Here is a 16,416-nt window from a genome sequence, read left to right as displayed (position 1 = left end):
CGAAGGGAGCGGTGAACGGACAGCATCTGCAGCCTGAAAGCATAACTGGCGGGCATCTGACCGAGCAAAGTGTGGAAGAGCGTCATGTAAGACCCGGAAGTATCACCCTTGAGCATCTGGCAGAGGAAGTATACACGTCCGATCTCTTGCCTGATGGCAGCTTAACAGGAGCGAAGCTGGCAAAGGGAGCGGTGAACGGACAGCATCTGCAGCCTGAAAGCATAACTGGCGGGCATCTGACCGAGCAAAGTGTGGAAGAGCGTCATGTAAGACCCGGCAGTATCACCCTTGAGCATCTGGCAGAGGAAGTATACACGTCCGATCTCTTGCCTGATGGCAGCATAACAGGAGTGAAGCTGGCAGAGGGAGCGGTGAACGGACAGCATCTGCAGCCTGATAGCATAACTGGCGTGCACTTGGCCGAGCAAAGTGTGGAAGAGCGTCATGTAAGACCCGGAAGTATCACCCTTGAGCATCTGGCGAAGGAGGTATACACGTCCGATCTCTTGCCTGATGGCAGCTTAACAGGAGCGAAACTGGCTGAGCAAAGTGTGGAAGAGCGGCATTTGCGTCCTGGTATTATTAAGCTTGAGCATCTGGCAGAGGAGACAAATATCAGCGAACTGCTGCAGGCTGGCAGCATACCAGGGAACAAGCTGCTGCCAGGCAGTGTAGGAACACTGCAATTGTCGACCGATGCCGTCGGGACTACAGAGCTGCAGGATGAAGCAGTGGATTCCGGAAAAATTGCCCCATTCTCCGTACAGTCCCGCCATCTGGTGGAAGAGAGTGTACAGGGCTATCATCTTGCGCCGGGCGCGGTTAGCGCAGAGCATCTGGCCCCCGGCACGGTCAATCCGGAGCATCTTTCCTTCAGACCGGTGCAGACTGCTGGGTCACGCGAAGCCTTTCAGCAATTTGGCATGACAGCCTTTATGTTCAATGGAGATGCGGAAAGTGTCGAAGTGACGGTGACCTTCGATGAGAGCTTTGGGCACACCGGCTATGTCCTTGTGGCGATGACGAATCAACCTTTCTTTCATGCCTCTCTCAAGAGCCGGTCCTTGCATGAAGCTGTAATCGAGATAGTTAGGCTGCGTGAGAACAGTCAGTTCTACGGCGTCGTTTCCTGGATTGCTATAGGTTCTCCACAGGCTAAACCCGCAGTGAATCAGGTTCCTTTCGATTAATGGATCGATGCATAAGCCCACCAATGACTAGCGCGGCCTCAGGCCGCGCTTTTTTTCATCATCACAGGAGATTCAGGTTCCGTGGCTTTGCCGGAGGATAGGGCTCTTTGTCAGTAACGGCATTTGTCCTGTTTTCTGTGCGGATGAGACATTGGCCGTTACCCTGCACGGCGGATGACATAAACTGTGATGTAACCCTCAGCCCGGATAATCAGCCCTGCAAGAAAGGTGGATGTGATATGAAGCCCAAACGTGCCTCTGCCCGTCGCCAGTTGCGACCGGCTTCCAAAGCTCGCCGGCGGACGGCCCGACCGGTGCAGCAAGCTGCAGCAATACCTCCTGTTAATCATCCCGAGCCTTATGTGTCCGTTATCATTCCTGCCATGAATGAAGAGCGGACCATCCGTGGCGTGATTGCTGAGGCCAGGGGGGTTCATTCGCGTTGTGAGGTTATTGTGATTGTGAACGGCTCTGCTGATCGTACGGCAGAGATGGCAAGTTCATCAGGTGCCCGCGTAATCTCCTATGAACAGCCGCTTGGACATGACGCCGGACGCAGTGTTGGAGCAGAGGCTGCTATGGGGGAAGTCCTGCTGTTCTTGGATGGAGATTTTGTTATACCGGCTTCAAAATTGCGTCCTTTCGTGCGGGCTGTAAGCGAAGGCGCTGATATTGCCCTGAATGGTTATTCCGGTCCGGTCCGCCAGGCAATGCCCCATCCGGTGGTGCTCTCCAAGCATGCGCTGAACCTTCTGCTCGGCCGTCCGGACCTGAAAGGAAGCTCTATGACCGCTGTGCCGCATGCCTTGAGCCGCAGGGCGCTTGCAGTGCTGGGTAGCGGCCTGCTGTCCCGTCCGCCGCTAGCTCATGCGGCGGCTGTTACGACAGACTTGCGGGTGCAGGCGGTCCATACAGTGGAGGTAGGGAAGCTGAACTCGGTCCGCCGCAAGGCGGGGGGAAGTGATCCCCTTCAGCAACAGATTGTAGAGGATCATCTGGAGGCGGTATCCCTGCTGCTGGAGCGGCGCGGACACCGGGCCGGCTTCGGCGACGGGAGCCGGCGGCGTGAGATCGTGAGGTGACAGATGAAGACAAAGTCGAAACGCAGACGGAAGCTTATCGTGGCCGTGCCCGGCAAGTCCGCCTCTCAGAGAGCGGCAAAAAGTGCAACAGCGGCGGCCAACAGGAGAAGTCCGCGGCGCAGCAGCGGCCGGCCCGCTGTGACCCGCAGGCATGGGTCTCGCAAGACGGGGAGATGGAAACGGAATGGCACCCTGTCGGTAATCATCTCGGCGCGTAATGAGCAGAAAACGCTGCTGCCTTTGCTCAAGCAGGTATCGCGGCTTCAGCCTATGGAGATCATTGTTGTACTTAACGGGTGCATTGACAACAGCTTCCGGCAAGCCCGCCTCTCCAAGGAGGCGATGATCATCCACCTTCCGGATTCTGCGGGCCATGATGTCGGCCGGGCCATAGGCGCGAAGCTGAGCAGAGGTGACATCCTGCTGTTCCTCGACGGCGACATGGTGATTCCGGCACCGCAGCTTGCCCCTTTCCCTGCCGCGGTAGACAAAGGAGTAGATGTAGCCCTTAATGACCTGAATTCGCTCCTGCCGCCGTTCCGGCTGAGCGACGATGTGACCCGTAGCAAGATGTTTCTGAATCTTGCTCTGGGCCGGGGCGATCTGGGCGTTAGCTCCATGACGGCCGTTCCTCATGCGCTCTCCCGGCATGCGCTGGAGAAAATCGGTTTTCAGGAACTGATGGTTCCGCCCAAGGCACAAGCGCTCTCCATCCTGGGAAGTCTCCGGGTGGAACAGGTGGGAACGGTTGATGTCATCAAGCATAATCGGCTGCGCAGAACCAATATTGGAACGGGCAACGCTGTGGAGCAGCTGATTACCGGAGATCATGCCGAGGCGCTGCACGAGGTGCTTTCCCGTCGGGACCCCGGCAGTCTTATACCGGAAGAGGTCTTTTGGGAGAAGCGGCGCCAGATGGCGATCTGGAGGAATGGGTTATGACGCGAACAAGTATTATCATTCCGACCTACAACGGACTTGGCCTGCTGCGGACCTGTGTGGAGGCCATCCGGGCCTGGACGGATACTCCTTATGAAATCATTGTCGTAGACAACGCCTCACAGGATGGGACCGCTGAGTACTGCCGATCTCAGAAATTGGCGTTCATCTCTTTGCCCGTCAACCGTGGCTTCCCTGCTGCTTGTAATCTCGGGCTGCAGCTGGCTTCCGGCGATGAAGTGCTGCTACTGAATAATGATGTAGTTGTCTCCTCCAGGTGGCTGACCAATCTGAAGGCGGCGCTGTACAGTGCGCCGGGTATCGGGATTGTCGGGCCAGTGACGAACTATGCCAGTGGCCGGCAGCAGGTCAAGACGGAGTACACCGACTTGCCGGGGTATCATGAAGCCGCGAAAATCGCGAATGTCCCCGATCCCCGCAAATGGATCAGAACGCAGCGGCTGGTGGGCTTATGCTTTTTGCTGAAGCGAGAGGTGCTGAATTCTGTGGGACTGCTGGATGAGAGATTCTCACCAGGACATTATGAGGACGATGATTACTGCTACCGCGCTCGTCAGCAGGGTTACCGGTTACTGATTGCCGGAGACTGTCTCGTACACCATGAAGGAAGCGCCAGCTTCAAGGAAGTATACGATAGCGGCTGGGGTGATCTGGTGGAACGAAACCGCGGCAAGTTTATAGATAAATGGCAGGTGGATCCTGCGAATTTCATGTGAGGTGCAGACCCGAAGACTAACGACGTAGATAAAGAGGAGGAAAGTAAGTGAAGGGAGTCATACTGGCGGGCGGAACAGGTTCCAGACTTCTACCGCTGACCCGGCTTATGAACAAACATTTGCTTCCGGTCGGCAATTATCCTATGGTGTGCTACGGTATAGACCGGCTGCGCCGAGGGGGGATCACCGATATTCTTCTGGTCATCAGCAAGCAGTCCGCCGGGTTGTATACGGATTTTTTGGGCAGCGGTGCCTCTTTTGGCGTCTCTCTGACTTATAAAATTCAGGAAGCCGCAGGAGGCATCGCGGAAGCCCTGGATCTTGCGGAAGGATTCATTTCTCCGGGAGAACGGTTCGTGGTTCTGCTCGGAGATAATCTGTTTTTGGACGATCTTACCCCATACGTAGATAGCTTTCTTAAACAGTCCGAAGGGACCGCCAAAGTGCTGCTGACACCAGTGGAGGATGCACGCAGATATGGTGTTCCCGTCTTTGACGATAAGGACCCTTCGTGGATTGCTTACATCGAAGAGAAGCCTAGGCGCCCAAAGACGAATTACTGCGTGACCGGTATATATATGTATGACTCGGACGTATTTGACATTATACGGCGGATTGCTCCCTCGGGAAGAGGCGAACTAGAGATCACTGATGTGAACAACCTGTATGCCGCAGACCGCAAGCTGAGCTATGATGTGCTGAAGGAATGGTGGAGTGATGCGGGAACGTTTCAGTCTCTGCGCGAGGCTGGGGAGAAACTCAAGGATACCTTGTAATGAAGCGGTGGAGTGTTCCGGGAAGTTACCGGACACTCCTTTTTTGGTTAAATGTTGCATGGTCGCACATACTATTTTCAATTCATCATCTAGAGGAGGAACAGTATGAAAGCGGCAGTTACCCATGCATTTAAAAAGCCTTTGGAAATCAAGGAAGTCGGATTGCGTGATCCGGACCCCCATGAGGTGGTCGTCAAAATCCATGCCTGCGGCGTATGCCACACAGATCTTCATGCCGCGAACGGGGACTGGCCAGTCAAACCTAAGCTACCTTTGATACCCGGGCATGAAGGTGTTGGCGTCATTGTACAGATCGGCACGGGCGTTCATCATCTGCAAGTAGGGGATCGGGTAGGCATTCCCTGGCTGTATTCGGCTTGCGGTCATTGCGAATTCTGCCTGAGCGGACGTGAGACGCTGTGTTTGCAGCAGCAGAACGCGGGATATTCGGTCGACGGCAGCTATGCCGAATATTGCATCGCCCATGGCGATTATGTCGTGAAAATCCCTGATGCCATCGATTTTGTGCAAGCAGCACCGTTGTTTTGTGCGGGTGTGACCACTTATAAAGCCCTGAAGGTATCCAAAGCCCGTGCGGGGCAATGGGTGTCGATTGTGGGTGTGGGGGGTCTAGGTCATCTGGCTGTTCAATATGCCAAGGCTATGGGCCTGAATGTGGTTGCGGTCGATACTTCTGAAGAGAAGCTGGAGCTCGCGAAGCAACTGGGGGCTGACCTGGCGATTGATCCGAGGAATGACGATCCTGCAGAGGTAATCAAAAATAAGTTGGGCGGGGTCCAGGCCAGCATTGTCACAGCGGTGAACAAAAAAGCGTTCGACAGCGCCTATTATTCCCTCAAACGGGGTGGTACGCTAGTTCTGGTGGGATTGCCACCAGAGAAAATGGAAGTGCCTATTTTCAACACGGTGCTGGATGGGACAACTATTGTCGGCTCGATTGTCGGTACGCGACAGGATCTGGAAGAGGCTCTGCAGTTCGCGGCGGAAGGGAAAGTGAAGGCGATCACAGCAGTCAGGAAGCTGGAGGAGATCAATGAGGTCTTCTCAGAGCTGGAGCATGGCGAGGTTGACGGGCGGATTGTTTTATCTTTTTAAGAAATGGGAGTTGTCCTTTTGGGGGCACTCCCATTTCTTTTGAACCCGCAGCAGTTCTGGTGAAGGATCGAATTTCAATTCTGCGGAGAGTTAAACGCCCCATTTGCCAGGTACTGCTTGCGGTATTTGAGGGGCGAGGTTCCGGTCATAGCTTTAAACACTCTGCCAAAATGAGTCAGGTTACCAAAACCAGTGTGCTCGGCGATTTCTGAAACGGTTAATGTGGAGTCCTGCAGCAGAGAGCGTGCTGCTTTCAGACGGGTATTATTGACATATTCAATAAAAGTAAAGCCAGTTGTGTCTTTGAACGTTCGGCTTAAATGGGAGGAGCTTATAGAGAACTTGTCCGCCATATACTCCAGAGACAATGGTTTGGTGAAGTTCCCGTTAATGAAGTGGGTGATTTGCGAGATTTTCTTATGGGTCCGGTTCGGCTGTACAAGATGTTCATGGTGACCCGAAAGATTTTTGCGCTGGATGAAGATTAGCAATTCCATTAACAGGAGCTTTCGATAGACGTCGTAACCCGGAGGTTTTTGAGTGTCTTCATGGATCATTTTGCTGAACAAATTCTCGATAAAGATCTGGTCGGGGCCATTTAACTTGATCGTATTGGTCTCAGATTGAAAACAGGAGAGGACGCCTGGTGGAAGAGAGCTGTCCACGAAAAGATCGTGCAGGAACTCCCTTTTGAACAATAAAGTCACTCTCTCGTACTTCGTATTATGTACATTAACTAATCTGTGCAGGTCATAGACGTTAATGAATAATATAACCCCGCCGACGATTTGATAGGTTCTGTCTTCTATGAAATAGTATAGCTCGCCGGACACTAAGTAGAGTATTTCATAAGCATCGTGATAATGAGTAGTAGGCATACTGGTGACTCTTTTTGTCTCACGGCTAATGTAAAAGGGATCTGATTGATAAAAGTTGATTTCCAGGGGTGTCATCTCCAATCCTACGGGAATGATCGAGAGTAACATCATGATCCATACCTAATTTCATCGTATCACGTTTGTTAAAGGATTGAGCAGGATGTAAATTAAATAGCGGTAAAAGTTGAAAATCAATAGCGATATCAAAATATGCAGAGATAGAGTAGAAAACGATGCGCTATAGTACATATGAATCTGAATATAGAAAGGGGGAGAGTAAAAGGACTGGTCGAAACTGAAAGTTAAAGCGCTTAAACTATTATCTGCGAAAAGAGGGAACGACATTGCAAAAGAAGGGTCATTTGAAAAGAAGACTACACCAATCCATTACTTTATTGCTCGTACTTGTGCTGCTGCCATTCCAGATTGCAGATGCTGCACCTGAACAAGAGGCTGCCGGTTTAGCGGCAGTACCTGATGTCCAGACCATTGCCGAATGGGCATTTGATAAAGCCGCTGACCGTATGGGGGTATTCTCGGCTACGTACGGAATCTATGAGGCGGCGTCTACTTTTCGCAATGTAGGCGGTGTGTTCGAGGCTATGGATACAGGCAAGAAAGCAATTAGTTATCAGGGCTGGGACCAGGGCAACGGGAAAAAGTATTGGCTTGCTACCGTGTCTACAACCGGATTCAAGAATATCACCTTATCCTCTGAGCAGAATTCGTCCGGATCAGGTCCGCGTGATTTCAAAGTGCAGACGAGCCTGGATCTTCAGACGTGGGAGGATGTGCCGAATACGAATCTTAAAATGGCCGTCTCCAGCTTTGATTGTCCGGGTGCTACCTGCAAATTGGTGAACAAGCCCCTTCCGAACAGCAATGATCAGGAATTATTATATATTCGCTGGATCGTCAGCTCTGATACCAACACCAAGGGGAATGACGATGGCATAGGGAGCTCAGGCTCCAGCAGAATCAGAAACATCAAGGTATCCGGCGAGCCGATCCCGGGCCAAGAAATCGTCATTCCTACCGTCGATCTTGCCCAGCAGCCGGCTGATGGCGCAAGGAATGTGACTGTTGACGCTCCTATTGAGATCAAATTCAACAAGTCTATTACACTTGAACCAGGTTATACAGTAGGGCTTGTAGATGAGAACCATCAGCAGTTGGACTCAGCGTCCTTGGAAGTTGTGAACAGCGATACTCTGCGGGTTAACCATTCTTCTTTGACGTATGGACAATCTTATACGGTAACGGTACCTAAGGATATTATCAAGGGTAAAACGGATCTGGTGCCGCTGGCCCGGGATATTTCTTGGAGTTTTAGTGTACAGGATTCACCATTTGCTCCCAAATCGATCAACATGACGTTTAACGGAGATCCAAAGACAAGTATTGCCTTAGCCTGGTACACGGATGTCATGACGGATACCGTGGTACAGGTGGCAGAAGCCTCGAAGGTTGTCGGGAATGTGTTCCCGGAGCAAGAAGTTTTGACTTATCAGGGGGATACTGAAGAAATTGCGACCTTTGTGAGTAAAAGCGACAGAAGCAAGAACCGTACAACAAAATTTAGTAGTCATAAGGTCATCGCAGACCAGCTTCAACCGGGAACCGCCTATAAGTTTCGGGTGGGCAATGGCAAGTCGCAGGATTGGAGCGAGGTCGGCTCGTTTACTACGGATGCTGCAGACCATCAGCCTTTTCGCTTTATCGCCGGCTCTGATTCTCAGGCTTCCAGCAAGTCTGGCTTTGAGCCATGGGGGGATACCTTCAGGAAAGCAGTTGATTATATAGGCGATCCCAAATTCCTGATCAGCGCCGGAGATTTGGTGGATAACGGTGATTTGGAGGAGCAGTGGCAGTGGATGCTCGGCACAGCTCAAAATTCATTGCTGCAAGTGCCTTATGTGCCCGTGCTTGGCGGTCATGAGGTCATGGATTATGATGGTGACGAGACAACGCCGAATAACAACTTCTACAACCATTTCAACTTGCCAAAACAGGTTGTAGCGGACACGCATGAAGGGTCTGTGTATTCTTTTGAATACGGTGATGCGCTCTACCTTGTCTTCAATTCGCAGTACTCGGGAGCACTTGCTGAGGATGGAAAAAGTGTGGAATGGGCGGACAAGCAATTCTGGGATCAATTGGACTGGATGAAAAATGCCGTCGCTCGAAGTGATAAGAAATGGAAATTTGTTACTTTTCACAAAAGCCCGTATGCCGCAGGCGATAACTCTGCGCAATGGGAAGACGAGCGGGTCCAGTTTTACAAGAAATATCTGATTCCCGCGTTTGATGAGATGGGCATTGATATGGTGTTTGAGGCCCATGATCATATGTATATGAGATCCTTCCAAATGTACAATGATGAAGTGATTCCCAAGGAGAAGCTGACCTTTGACGAACAGGGCCATGCGGTCAATCCTAAGGGCACGGTCTATCTCATGTCCAATGCTTTCGGAAATAAATTCTACTATAAGAACAATCAAATGGAGCTGGATGAGCACGGTGAACCTCGGGAAAAATTAGATGAAAATGGAAAACCTGTTCCTTATGATGATTACTTTGCAGCCGTCGACGAACAGCCGGGGAAGAAGATGTTTACGGATGTTTCCATCGCAGATCAAGTGCTCTCCTTTACCGCGTATACCGCAGCGGTAACGGATGAGAATCAGCCGAACACCGTCGGGAACGGATTGAAGGCTTATGATAAATATGGGATTAAGCGAACAGACACAAAGCCGGACCCGGCGGAGGCCGTGAAGGTACAATTGAAGGGCGGTAAGGCGGTTCTGACCTGGAGCGCTCCTTCCGCAAGTGCAGAACCGGTAAGAGGGTTCCGGATTTATGAGAAGAACGACAAGGTAAAGACGCACTGGAGCATATATGTACCGGTGTCAGAAGGTCAGAGTAAATACAGCTATACAATAGAAGATATCAATCCGGCGAAAAAATATGATTTTATCGTCAAAGCGGTCGGTACGAGAATCAATTCCGATCCGGTTGAAGTCAGCACACTCCAAGGTCCGGTGGAGTCGGAACCGCCTTCAGCACCTTCAGAGTTAAAAGGAACTGCGGTTTCTCCTTACCAAATTAACCTGAAATGGACGGCTTCAGCCGGTAATATCCAGGCCACGGGCTACAACGTCTACCGTAACGGCAGCAAGGTCGGCCAGGCGGATGGAATCACCTATAGTGATACCGGATTAACACCGGGTACGGTCTATAGTTACGTTGTAAAAGCCTATAATGCAGAAGGTGTGGAATCGCTGGCGAGTAATACCGTTCAAGTGATGACCAAGCCGGCATCCACTGGAGAGGGTGTCCATAAGGCCTATCCGCAGCACACGTCTTATGTGGCAGGTTCGATTAAGCCGAATCACCTGACACAGGCCGAACTGGATGCTACCGTGGGCAGATTATACAACGAGTGGAAAGCAAAATATTTGAAACAAAATCCGTATGATCCAGACCAGTATTATGTGTGGTACAGTGATGGCGACTGGTTTGAAGAAAATGAGATCACTGTATCGGAAGCGCATGGCTATGGGATGCTGATTACCGCTTTGCTGGCGGGTCATGATCCGGAAGCCAAGAAGTATTTTGACGGGTTGTATCGCTATTTCAGAGCACATCCAAGTGAGATCAATCCTGATTTAATGGCCTGGCAGCAAGCGGATACCGGCAAGGAAATTATTGATATTAATGGTGCGGATTCAGCAACCGACGGCGATATGGACATTGCTTACGCCCTCCTGCTTGCCGACAGCCAATGGGGCAGCAGCGGGGAGATTAACTATCTGTCCCAGGCCCAAAAAGTTATCAACGCTATTATGGCCAGCGATGTTAACCATTCAGAGTGGACGTTAAAATTGGCGGATTGGGTCAGCGACAATGACCCCATGTTCGGCAATGCGACACGTCCTTCCGATTTTATGCTGCAGCATCTGAAGGATTTTAAAAATGTGTCCGGTGATGTCAACTGGGACCGTGTTGCGGATAAGACGTACAGCATTATTAATAGTTTGTATGAGAATTACAGTCCGAAAGCCGGGCTGTTGCCGGATTTTGTATACAAAGATGATAAGGCTGGGCAGTACAAACCGGTAAGCCAGAAGAAATGGGATACGCCGGATGGATACTTCCTGGAGTCTGAACATGACGGAGATTACAACTATAACTCTTCCCGTATTCCTTGGCGGATCGGTACGGATTATCTTCTGACAGGTGATGCCCGGGCCAAAAGCCAGCTCAGCACACTCAACAGCTGGATTCGGGGAACCACGGATAATGATCCTAAGAAGATTCTTGCGGGATATAAGCTTGACGGCACGGAAGCCATCAATGATTATGCGGATATTTCCTTTTCCGCTCCCCTGATGGTTAGCGCCATGATCGATTCATCCAATCAGAAGTGGCTCAATCAATTATGGGATTACAATGCGGCTGTCTCTACAGAAGATGATTTGTATTTTGGGAATAATCTGCGGCTGCTCAGCATGATTGTGGTATCCGGCAATTGGTGGACACCAACCATCGTGGATACCGAGGCTCCCGTGGAACCGACCATAGAGAGAGCGGAAGCGGTATCCAGCTCGGCCATCGATCTGAAATGGACACCTTCCACGGATAACATGGGAGTGACGGGATACAAGATTTACCGCAATGATGTAGAGATCAAGACGACAACGGCAACAGAGTACAGAGATAGCGGTTTATCCGCAGATACCTCCTACAAATACTATGTTATAGCTGTTGATGCAGCAGGGAATACGTCCAAGATCAGCAATGTGCGAATCGTATCTACCTTAAAAGCCAGTGGGGGTGGTGAACCGGGAAGCGGCGGTGGAGGCAATACGGCACCAGTAGCAACACCGACACCGGTGACTCCGAAGCCAAGTGGGAGCCCAGCGCCCACAACCACCCCAACGCCTGTACGGGAACCGTCAGTGACACCAGCAAAGCCACTTTTCAGCGATATCGGCAGCCGCTTCTGGTGGGCTAAGGAGGCCATTGAAGCACTTGCGGCTAAAGGAATCGTCCGGGGGACGTCGGATACGTTCTTCGAACCAGGTGCCAAGATGAAAAGAGCGGACTTCATTTTGCTTTTGGTCAGAGCGTTTGATCTGAAAGCCGGATTTGCTGACAACTATGTGGATATCGATAAGAAGGCTTATTATTATGAAGCACTGGGAATCGCCAAGCAGCTCGGCATTACTAGCGGAGTTGGGGGCAATAAATTTAACCCGGGAGCGGAGATTTCGAGGCAGGATATGATGGTCTTGATCGTCAGAGCACTGCATAAATCGGGGAAACTAACGGATGGAGGTTCCCTCTCCGACCTGGACACCTTTAAGGATGCTGCTAAAGTGGCTGATTATGCTGTGAAGGAAACGGCGGCTTTAGTCAGGGAGGGCGTTGTCCTTGGCGACGGGAAATACCTCCATCCTAAGGAGACTGCAACCCGCGCCGAAACAGCCGTTCTAATTTACAGAATACTCAATAAATATAATTAATCCGCAAGGCCAGTAGTCCGGTTCAGGTGAGCCGGGCTGCTGGTCTTTGTTTAAATATTAGAACATCAGAAAATCAAGTTTCTCTATAGCCCTAAGTGGAATGGCTAGTTTCTACACGACAGGCAATAACGTCGTCTATACCGACGATCAGAGCACTAACTTGCGCTGCGCCTTCCGGCACCGCTAGGGCTCCTGCCGCATATGTTGTAGCAGGGCGTTTGAGCAAAGGAGACATGAAGGTGCAGAATAAAATAACAAAAGTGCTGCAGCACATGGCCCATACGCACGAACAGATGGCGCGGATCCTCGACGCCGAACGTCACGTGGTTGTCCGTATGTCGCAAATCGTCCACGATTTGCCGGATGCAGATCCTGATTTTGGAGGAACCAGCGGTCTGATCGAAAGCTCGGGTCAGGTCAACAAGAATATTATTTCGTATCTCAATGCCCTGGCTGATCTGGAAGAGGCGATGGCGGAAGGGGTCGGCAGAGTCATCAAGGAAATGAATGGGCAGGAAGAAGAGTAGGCGCAAGGAGTAGGAGGCTGGTGATGAGCAGGGAGAAGGCTTTTCTACAAATGCTGGAGTCGACGGCAGTGATTCAGTGGAACGTCGCCATGATCCTGGAGGCGAAGGCTGTCGAGGCGGAGAAGGTAAAGCAGTGGACACAGCATCATATCCACGCGAGATCGTTCGAAAGCCACGAGGAGCAGTTAAAAGAATCCCTCTCCATTCACGAGGTGATCGTTGAGATGGTCGAAGGACTGACCAAGCTGGAGAACGGACTTTACAGCAATCTGAAGGCTGTGCTGGGCAGTGGTGAGGAAGAAGGCGGCGGAGAAGGGTTCTCGGGCGGAGACGGGTTTGATTTTGGGGACCTGAGCAAATGACCGGGGGCCGTCTATCGGAGCATGCCGTCAAACTGGAGATGATCCGCTCCATTTCCCGTAGCCAGGCTGCGTTGGCCGCCATACTGGAGAGTATCGCCGAATTGACGGGGCATTCCGAACTGACGGCCCGCAAGCTGAGCGATAATATCCGGATCTTAAGTGGGTACCAGAGCGCCATGTGCCGGATGATGTCCGGCATTTCACTGCATCGGCCTAAACGGGGAACTCCTGCAGCACCATGGTTAAACAAGACTAAGACTTGGGCTGGAGGAACCTCCAAAGTACATGGAGTACAGGAGGAATAAAGAGAATGAAGAAGAAGAGCAGCAGAAAAGTGCGTTTAGGTACGACAACCCGCAAACGGCGCAAATTGTTGCTGTCGCGGAAGGTCAAGATCCGCAAAGGCCTTGCCCGTAAAACTCGTAGAGGGCTGATCCGCAAAGGGAAGACCCGCAAAAGTCTTGTGCTGCGCAAAAAAAGAAGACTTCGGCGGCGTCGCATCCTGCGCAGAAGAATCAACATTGCCCCACAAGCTAACGCAGCACCTTCAGTGGATCCTAACGATGCACCACAGGTGATTCCGCTCCCCCCGGATCTTGGCGTCTCTCCGGAAACGCCTCCGGGAGACGCCTATCAGCAGGGCTACACCGAAGCATACAACGTGGGGTTCGACGCCGGTTTCGCCAAGGGCTTCGAGGACGGGCATAAGCTGGAATTCAAGTAACCAAGAAGTGTAGCAGTCTGGGCAAGAAGGAAATAACATCCGGTCGGGAGGAGTACGTCCGGATGTTTTGCCATGCTCTTTTTTCCGAAAATCCCCTCCTCAAAACGGACCCGAATATGATAGACTTCTTGTCAGGGTCTCGCTGAAGGGATCGAATTTGGATAAAAGAAAGCAGGTGCACAGGTGAGCAATGGGATTCGAACTGCACATAAGGAAGAGCTGGAAGAAATCATGAAGCTTATTGCCAAATGTGTGAAAGTTATGCAGGATGGCGGAAGTGATCAATGGGATGAGCATTATCCCAATAAGGAAGTTATCGGAACAGACATTGAGCGCGGTACACTATATGTATACGAAGACAATCATGCCATTGCGGGAATCCTCGTACTGGATGAAAATCAGGCGGAGGCCTATAAGACGATTACTTGGGAGCAAAACCAGGGACCTCATTTGATCATGCACCGTTTGGCAGTGCATCCCGAGGTGCAGGGTAAGGGGATTGCCCGGCAATTGATTGCTTTTGCAGAGGCGCTGGCATTGCGTAACGGGTATACAAGCATTCGTCTGGATACCTATGCGAAAAATACTAGAGCGTTGGAGATATACCCGGGGCTGGGTTATCAGCTTAGAGGCGAAATTTCTTTCCCGAGCCGTACCGCGAATTTCCCGGTATTTGAGAAGGTGCTGATTGCTACGGAGTAAATCTATGTTAGATATGTTTGATATTATCGTTTGATGGGGCCAGACATATTTCGTATGTCATTTAAAATAACACAAATAACGGATTTACTCGTTATTTGTAGAATGAAAATATAAAAAAACATAACAGGATGAAGATTTATGTGACTTTAATTAACTTTTAATTGACATGAATCATGTTTTTCTTTTATGATTAGCTTATTCAAACGACTGAATTGAATAAGCCTTTTTTCGTATATCCTTAATAATGGGTTTAAGGGTCTCTACTGGAAACCGTAAATTTCCGGCTACGAAAATATGCTGCGGCATATTTTTGTAGCCTTTTTGTGTTACAGCTGGCTCTCAGGTATTCAGCGATTTAACAAGACAAAGTAACCAGGCTAAAGGGGGAGAATGTAGTGGCAGACATACTGATCAGAAATGCAGAGATTGTAACCATGAACAGCTCAGAGGACATCATCACCGGTGATATTCGAATCAAGGGCAGCCTGATCGCGGAGATTGGCAGTGGGCTTACTCCACAAGCGGGCGAGACTGTAATTGATGCCACTAACCGTACGGTTATCCCTGGCTTTATTCAAACCCATATTCATCTGTGCCAGACGCTGTTCCGCGGCAAAGGTGATGATCTGGAACTGATGGATTGGTTACGCAAACGAATCTGGCCACTGGAGGCTGCGCATGATGAGGAATCGCTGTATTACTCTGCAATGCTGGGCATCGGCGAGCTGATCTCTAGCGGGACTACGACGATTGTGGATATGGAGACAGTGCATCATACGGATTTTGCTTTTCAGGCCATTGCGGCGAGCGGCATCCGCGCCTTGTCCGGCAAGGTGATGATGGATCAGAAGGGCGGAGATGTGCCTGCAGCCTTGCAAGAGGATACGGCATCCTCCTTACAAGAGAGCGTGGATTTGCTGGAGAAATGGAATGGCTATGGAGGCGGACGGATTCAGTACGCTTTCTCCCCGCGGTTCGTCATTTCCTGTACCGAGCCGTTGCTGACTGAGGTGCGAGATCTGTCTGCCCGTTATGGGGTTAAGGTTCATACTCATGCATCGGAGAATCTGGGAGAGATCGAGATTGTGCAGGCCATGACTGGTATGCGGAACATCGTCTATCTTGATCATTTGGGCCTGGCCAATGAGCGTCTCATTCTGGCACATTGTATCTGGCTTGATGCCGAGGAGCGGCGGATTTTACGGGAGCGCGGCGTTCATGTCAGCCATTGCCCCGGCTCTAATCTGAAGCTTGCCTCAGGTATTGCGGATACACCGGGCATGCTGCATGAGCAGGTCTCCCTGAGTCTTGGTGCCGACGGAGCTCCTTGCAACAACAACCTGGATATGTTCAATGAGATGCGCCTGGCTGCCATCATTCAGAAGCCGCAGCATGGGCCGACGACTATGGATGCGAGAAGCGTGTTTCGCATGGCTACCATTGGCGGAGCTAAGGCAGTAGGGATGGAAAGTAGTATCGGCAGTATTGAGGTGGGTAAAAAAGCTGATCTCGCACTGCTGAATCTGCGTAATTTTCACACGTTCCCGTCCTATGATGTGGACCCGATCTCCCGAATTGTGTATTCTGCTACCCGTGCGGATGTGGAGACGACTCTTATTGACGGCGAGATTGTGATGGATCGTGGGTTCATGAAGACGATGGATAAGGAAATTGTGCTGCAGGAAGCCAATCGTTCTATTAAAAGACTGCTCAGCCACACACCCCTGGGCTGAGTCTCACCGGATTGACCTTGATCAATCCCAGCCGCTATAATTTGCGTAGACAAACGCCGGAAATTACGCGCCGCGGATTGTTATAGACTTCGTCCGCGAGGGACGATGAACAAGGAGTCTTA

Annotated in this window: 14 protein-coding genes and 1 riboswitch; of the genes, 13 read left to right on the top strand and 1 reads right to left on the bottom strand. The window is 51.0% G+C overall.

What is annotated here, in order from left to right:
- The 6 genes from ACFRAM_RS25480 to adhP all read left to right on the top strand — a co-directional run.
- Positions 1–1,190 (top strand): WIAG-tail domain (locus ACFRAM_RS25480; protein WP_379469388.1); only part of this gene is annotated, 1,190 nt, incomplete at its 5' end.
- A gap of 239 nt (positions 1,191–1,429) precedes the next feature.
- A complete protein-coding gene (locus tag ACFRAM_RS25475) occupies positions 1,430–2,272 on the top strand; it encodes a glycosyltransferase family 2 protein (RefSeq protein ID WP_379469386.1) in 843 nt (280 codons plus the stop codon).
- A gap of 3 nt (positions 2,273–2,275) precedes the next feature.
- Positions 2,276–3,214 (top strand): glycosyltransferase family 2 protein, encoded by a 939-nt coding sequence (locus ACFRAM_RS25470; protein ID WP_379469384.1) that lies wholly within the window; start codon positions 2,276–2,278, stop codon positions 3,212–3,214.
- Positions 3,211–3,948, top strand: a complete 738-nt coding sequence (locus ACFRAM_RS25465; protein ID WP_175370905.1) for a glycosyltransferase family 2 protein — start codon at positions 3,211–3,213, stop codon at positions 3,946–3,948. Before ACFRAM_RS25470 ends, ACFRAM_RS25465 begins: the two co-directional genes overlap by 4 nt.
- Positions 3,949–3,995: 47 nt before the next feature.
- Entirely contained in the window at positions 3,996–4,724 is a 729-nt protein-coding gene (locus ACFRAM_RS25460; protein WP_379469382.1) for a sugar phosphate nucleotidyltransferase, read from the top strand.
- Between the two features lie 105 nt (positions 4,725–4,829).
- Positions 4,830–5,840, top strand: coding sequence for an alcohol dehydrogenase AdhP (adhP, locus tag ACFRAM_RS25455; protein ID WP_379469380.1), 1,011 nt, complete (start codon positions 4,830–4,832; stop codon positions 5,838–5,840).
- A 74-nt stretch (positions 5,841–5,914) separates the two neighbouring features.
- Here adhP and ACFRAM_RS25450 read toward each other — a convergent pair whose 3' ends face one another.
- Positions 5,915–6,718, bottom strand: coding sequence for a helix-turn-helix domain-containing protein (locus tag ACFRAM_RS25450; RefSeq protein WP_379469378.1), 804 nt, complete (start codon positions 6,716–6,718; stop codon positions 5,915–5,917).
- A gap of 344 nt (positions 6,719–7,062) precedes the next feature.
- Between ACFRAM_RS25450 and ACFRAM_RS25445 the strand changes: the two genes are divergently transcribed.
- The 7 genes from ACFRAM_RS25445 to ACFRAM_RS25415 all read left to right on the top strand — a co-directional run bounded on the left by ACFRAM_RS25445 (position 7,063) and on the right by ACFRAM_RS25415 (position 16,294).
- Positions 7,063–12,246: a glycosyl hydrolase family 8 gene (locus tag ACFRAM_RS25445; RefSeq protein ID WP_379469376.1), complete on the top strand. Its 5,184-nt coding sequence runs from the start codon at positions 7,063–7,065 to the stop codon at positions 12,244–12,246.
- Positions 12,247–12,485: 239 nt separating this feature from the next.
- Positions 12,486–12,773, top strand: coding sequence for a nucleoside-diphosphate sugar epimerase (locus ACFRAM_RS25440; RefSeq protein ID WP_379469395.1), 288 nt, complete (start codon positions 12,486–12,488; stop codon positions 12,771–12,773).
- 23 nt (positions 12,774–12,796) lie between these two features.
- Positions 12,797–13,135, top strand: a complete 339-nt coding sequence (locus tag ACFRAM_RS25435; protein ID WP_379469373.1) for an alpha-helical endospore appendage domain-containing protein — start codon at positions 12,797–12,799, stop codon at positions 13,133–13,135.
- Positions 13,132–13,440 carry a hypothetical protein gene (locus tag ACFRAM_RS25430; protein ID WP_379469371.1) on the top strand — a complete coding sequence of 103 codons (309 nt, stop codon included), beginning with the start codon at positions 13,132–13,134 and terminating at the stop codon, positions 13,438–13,440. Before ACFRAM_RS25435 ends, ACFRAM_RS25430 begins: the two co-directional genes overlap by 4 nt.
- Before the next feature lie 5 nt (positions 13,441–13,445).
- Complete coding sequence (locus ACFRAM_RS25425; RefSeq protein ID WP_379469369.1) at positions 13,446–13,859, top strand: FliH/SctL family protein; 414 nt, start codon at positions 13,446–13,448, stop codon at positions 13,857–13,859.
- Between the two features lie 183 nt (positions 13,860–14,042).
- Positions 14,043–14,561 (top strand): GNAT family N-acetyltransferase, encoded by a 519-nt coding sequence (locus ACFRAM_RS25420; RefSeq protein WP_379469367.1) that lies wholly within the window; start codon positions 14,043–14,045, stop codon positions 14,559–14,561.
- Positions 14,562–14,769: 208 nt separating this feature from the next.
- Positions 14,770–14,868, top strand: a riboswitch (purine riboswitch).
- Between the two features lie 88 nt (positions 14,869–14,956).
- Complete coding sequence (locus ACFRAM_RS25415; RefSeq protein ID WP_379469365.1) at positions 14,957–16,294, top strand: 5'-deoxyadenosine deaminase; 1,338 nt, start codon at positions 14,957–14,959, stop codon at positions 16,292–16,294.
- Positions 16,295–16,416: the final 122 nt, after the last annotated feature.

The sequence above is a fragment of the Paenibacillus sp. NPDC056722 genome, assembly GCF_042790635.1.
Taxonomy (GTDB): Bacteria; Bacillota; Bacilli; order Paenibacillales; family Paenibacillaceae; genus Paenibacillus_AQ; species Paenibacillus_AQ agri.
This window is presented reverse-complemented; position numbering and strand designations above follow the sequence as displayed.

What these genes read in the sequence shown, in the direction of transcription:
- adhP (WP_379469380.1), top strand. Translation starts at nt 4,830, where the DNA reads ATGAAAGCGGCAGTTACCCATGCATTTAAAAAGCCTTTGGAAATCAAG.
- ACFRAM_RS25470 (WP_379469384.1), top strand. Translation starts at nt 2,276, where the DNA reads ATGAAGACAAAGTCGAAACGCAGACGGAAGCTTATCGTGGCCGTGCCC.
- ACFRAM_RS25430 (WP_379469371.1), top strand. Translation starts at nt 13,132, where the DNA reads ATGACCGGGGGCCGTCTATCGGAGCATGCCGTCAAACTGGAGATGATC.
- ACFRAM_RS25450 (WP_379469378.1), bottom strand. Translation starts at nt 6,718, where the DNA reads ATGCCTACTACTCATTATCACGATGCTTATGAAATACTCTACTTAGTG.
- ACFRAM_RS25475 (WP_379469386.1), top strand. Translation starts at nt 1,430, where the DNA reads ATGAAGCCCAAACGTGCCTCTGCCCGTCGCCAGTTGCGACCGGCTTCC.
- ACFRAM_RS25425 (WP_379469369.1), top strand. Translation starts at nt 13,446, where the DNA reads ATGAAGAAGAAGAGCAGCAGAAAAGTGCGTTTAGGTACGACAACCCGC.
- ACFRAM_RS25465 (WP_175370905.1), top strand. Translation starts at nt 3,211, where the DNA reads ATGACGCGAACAAGTATTATCATTCCGACCTACAACGGACTTGGCCTG.
- ACFRAM_RS25435 (WP_379469373.1), top strand. Translation starts at nt 12,797, where the DNA reads ATGAGCAGGGAGAAGGCTTTTCTACAAATGCTGGAGTCGACGGCAGTG.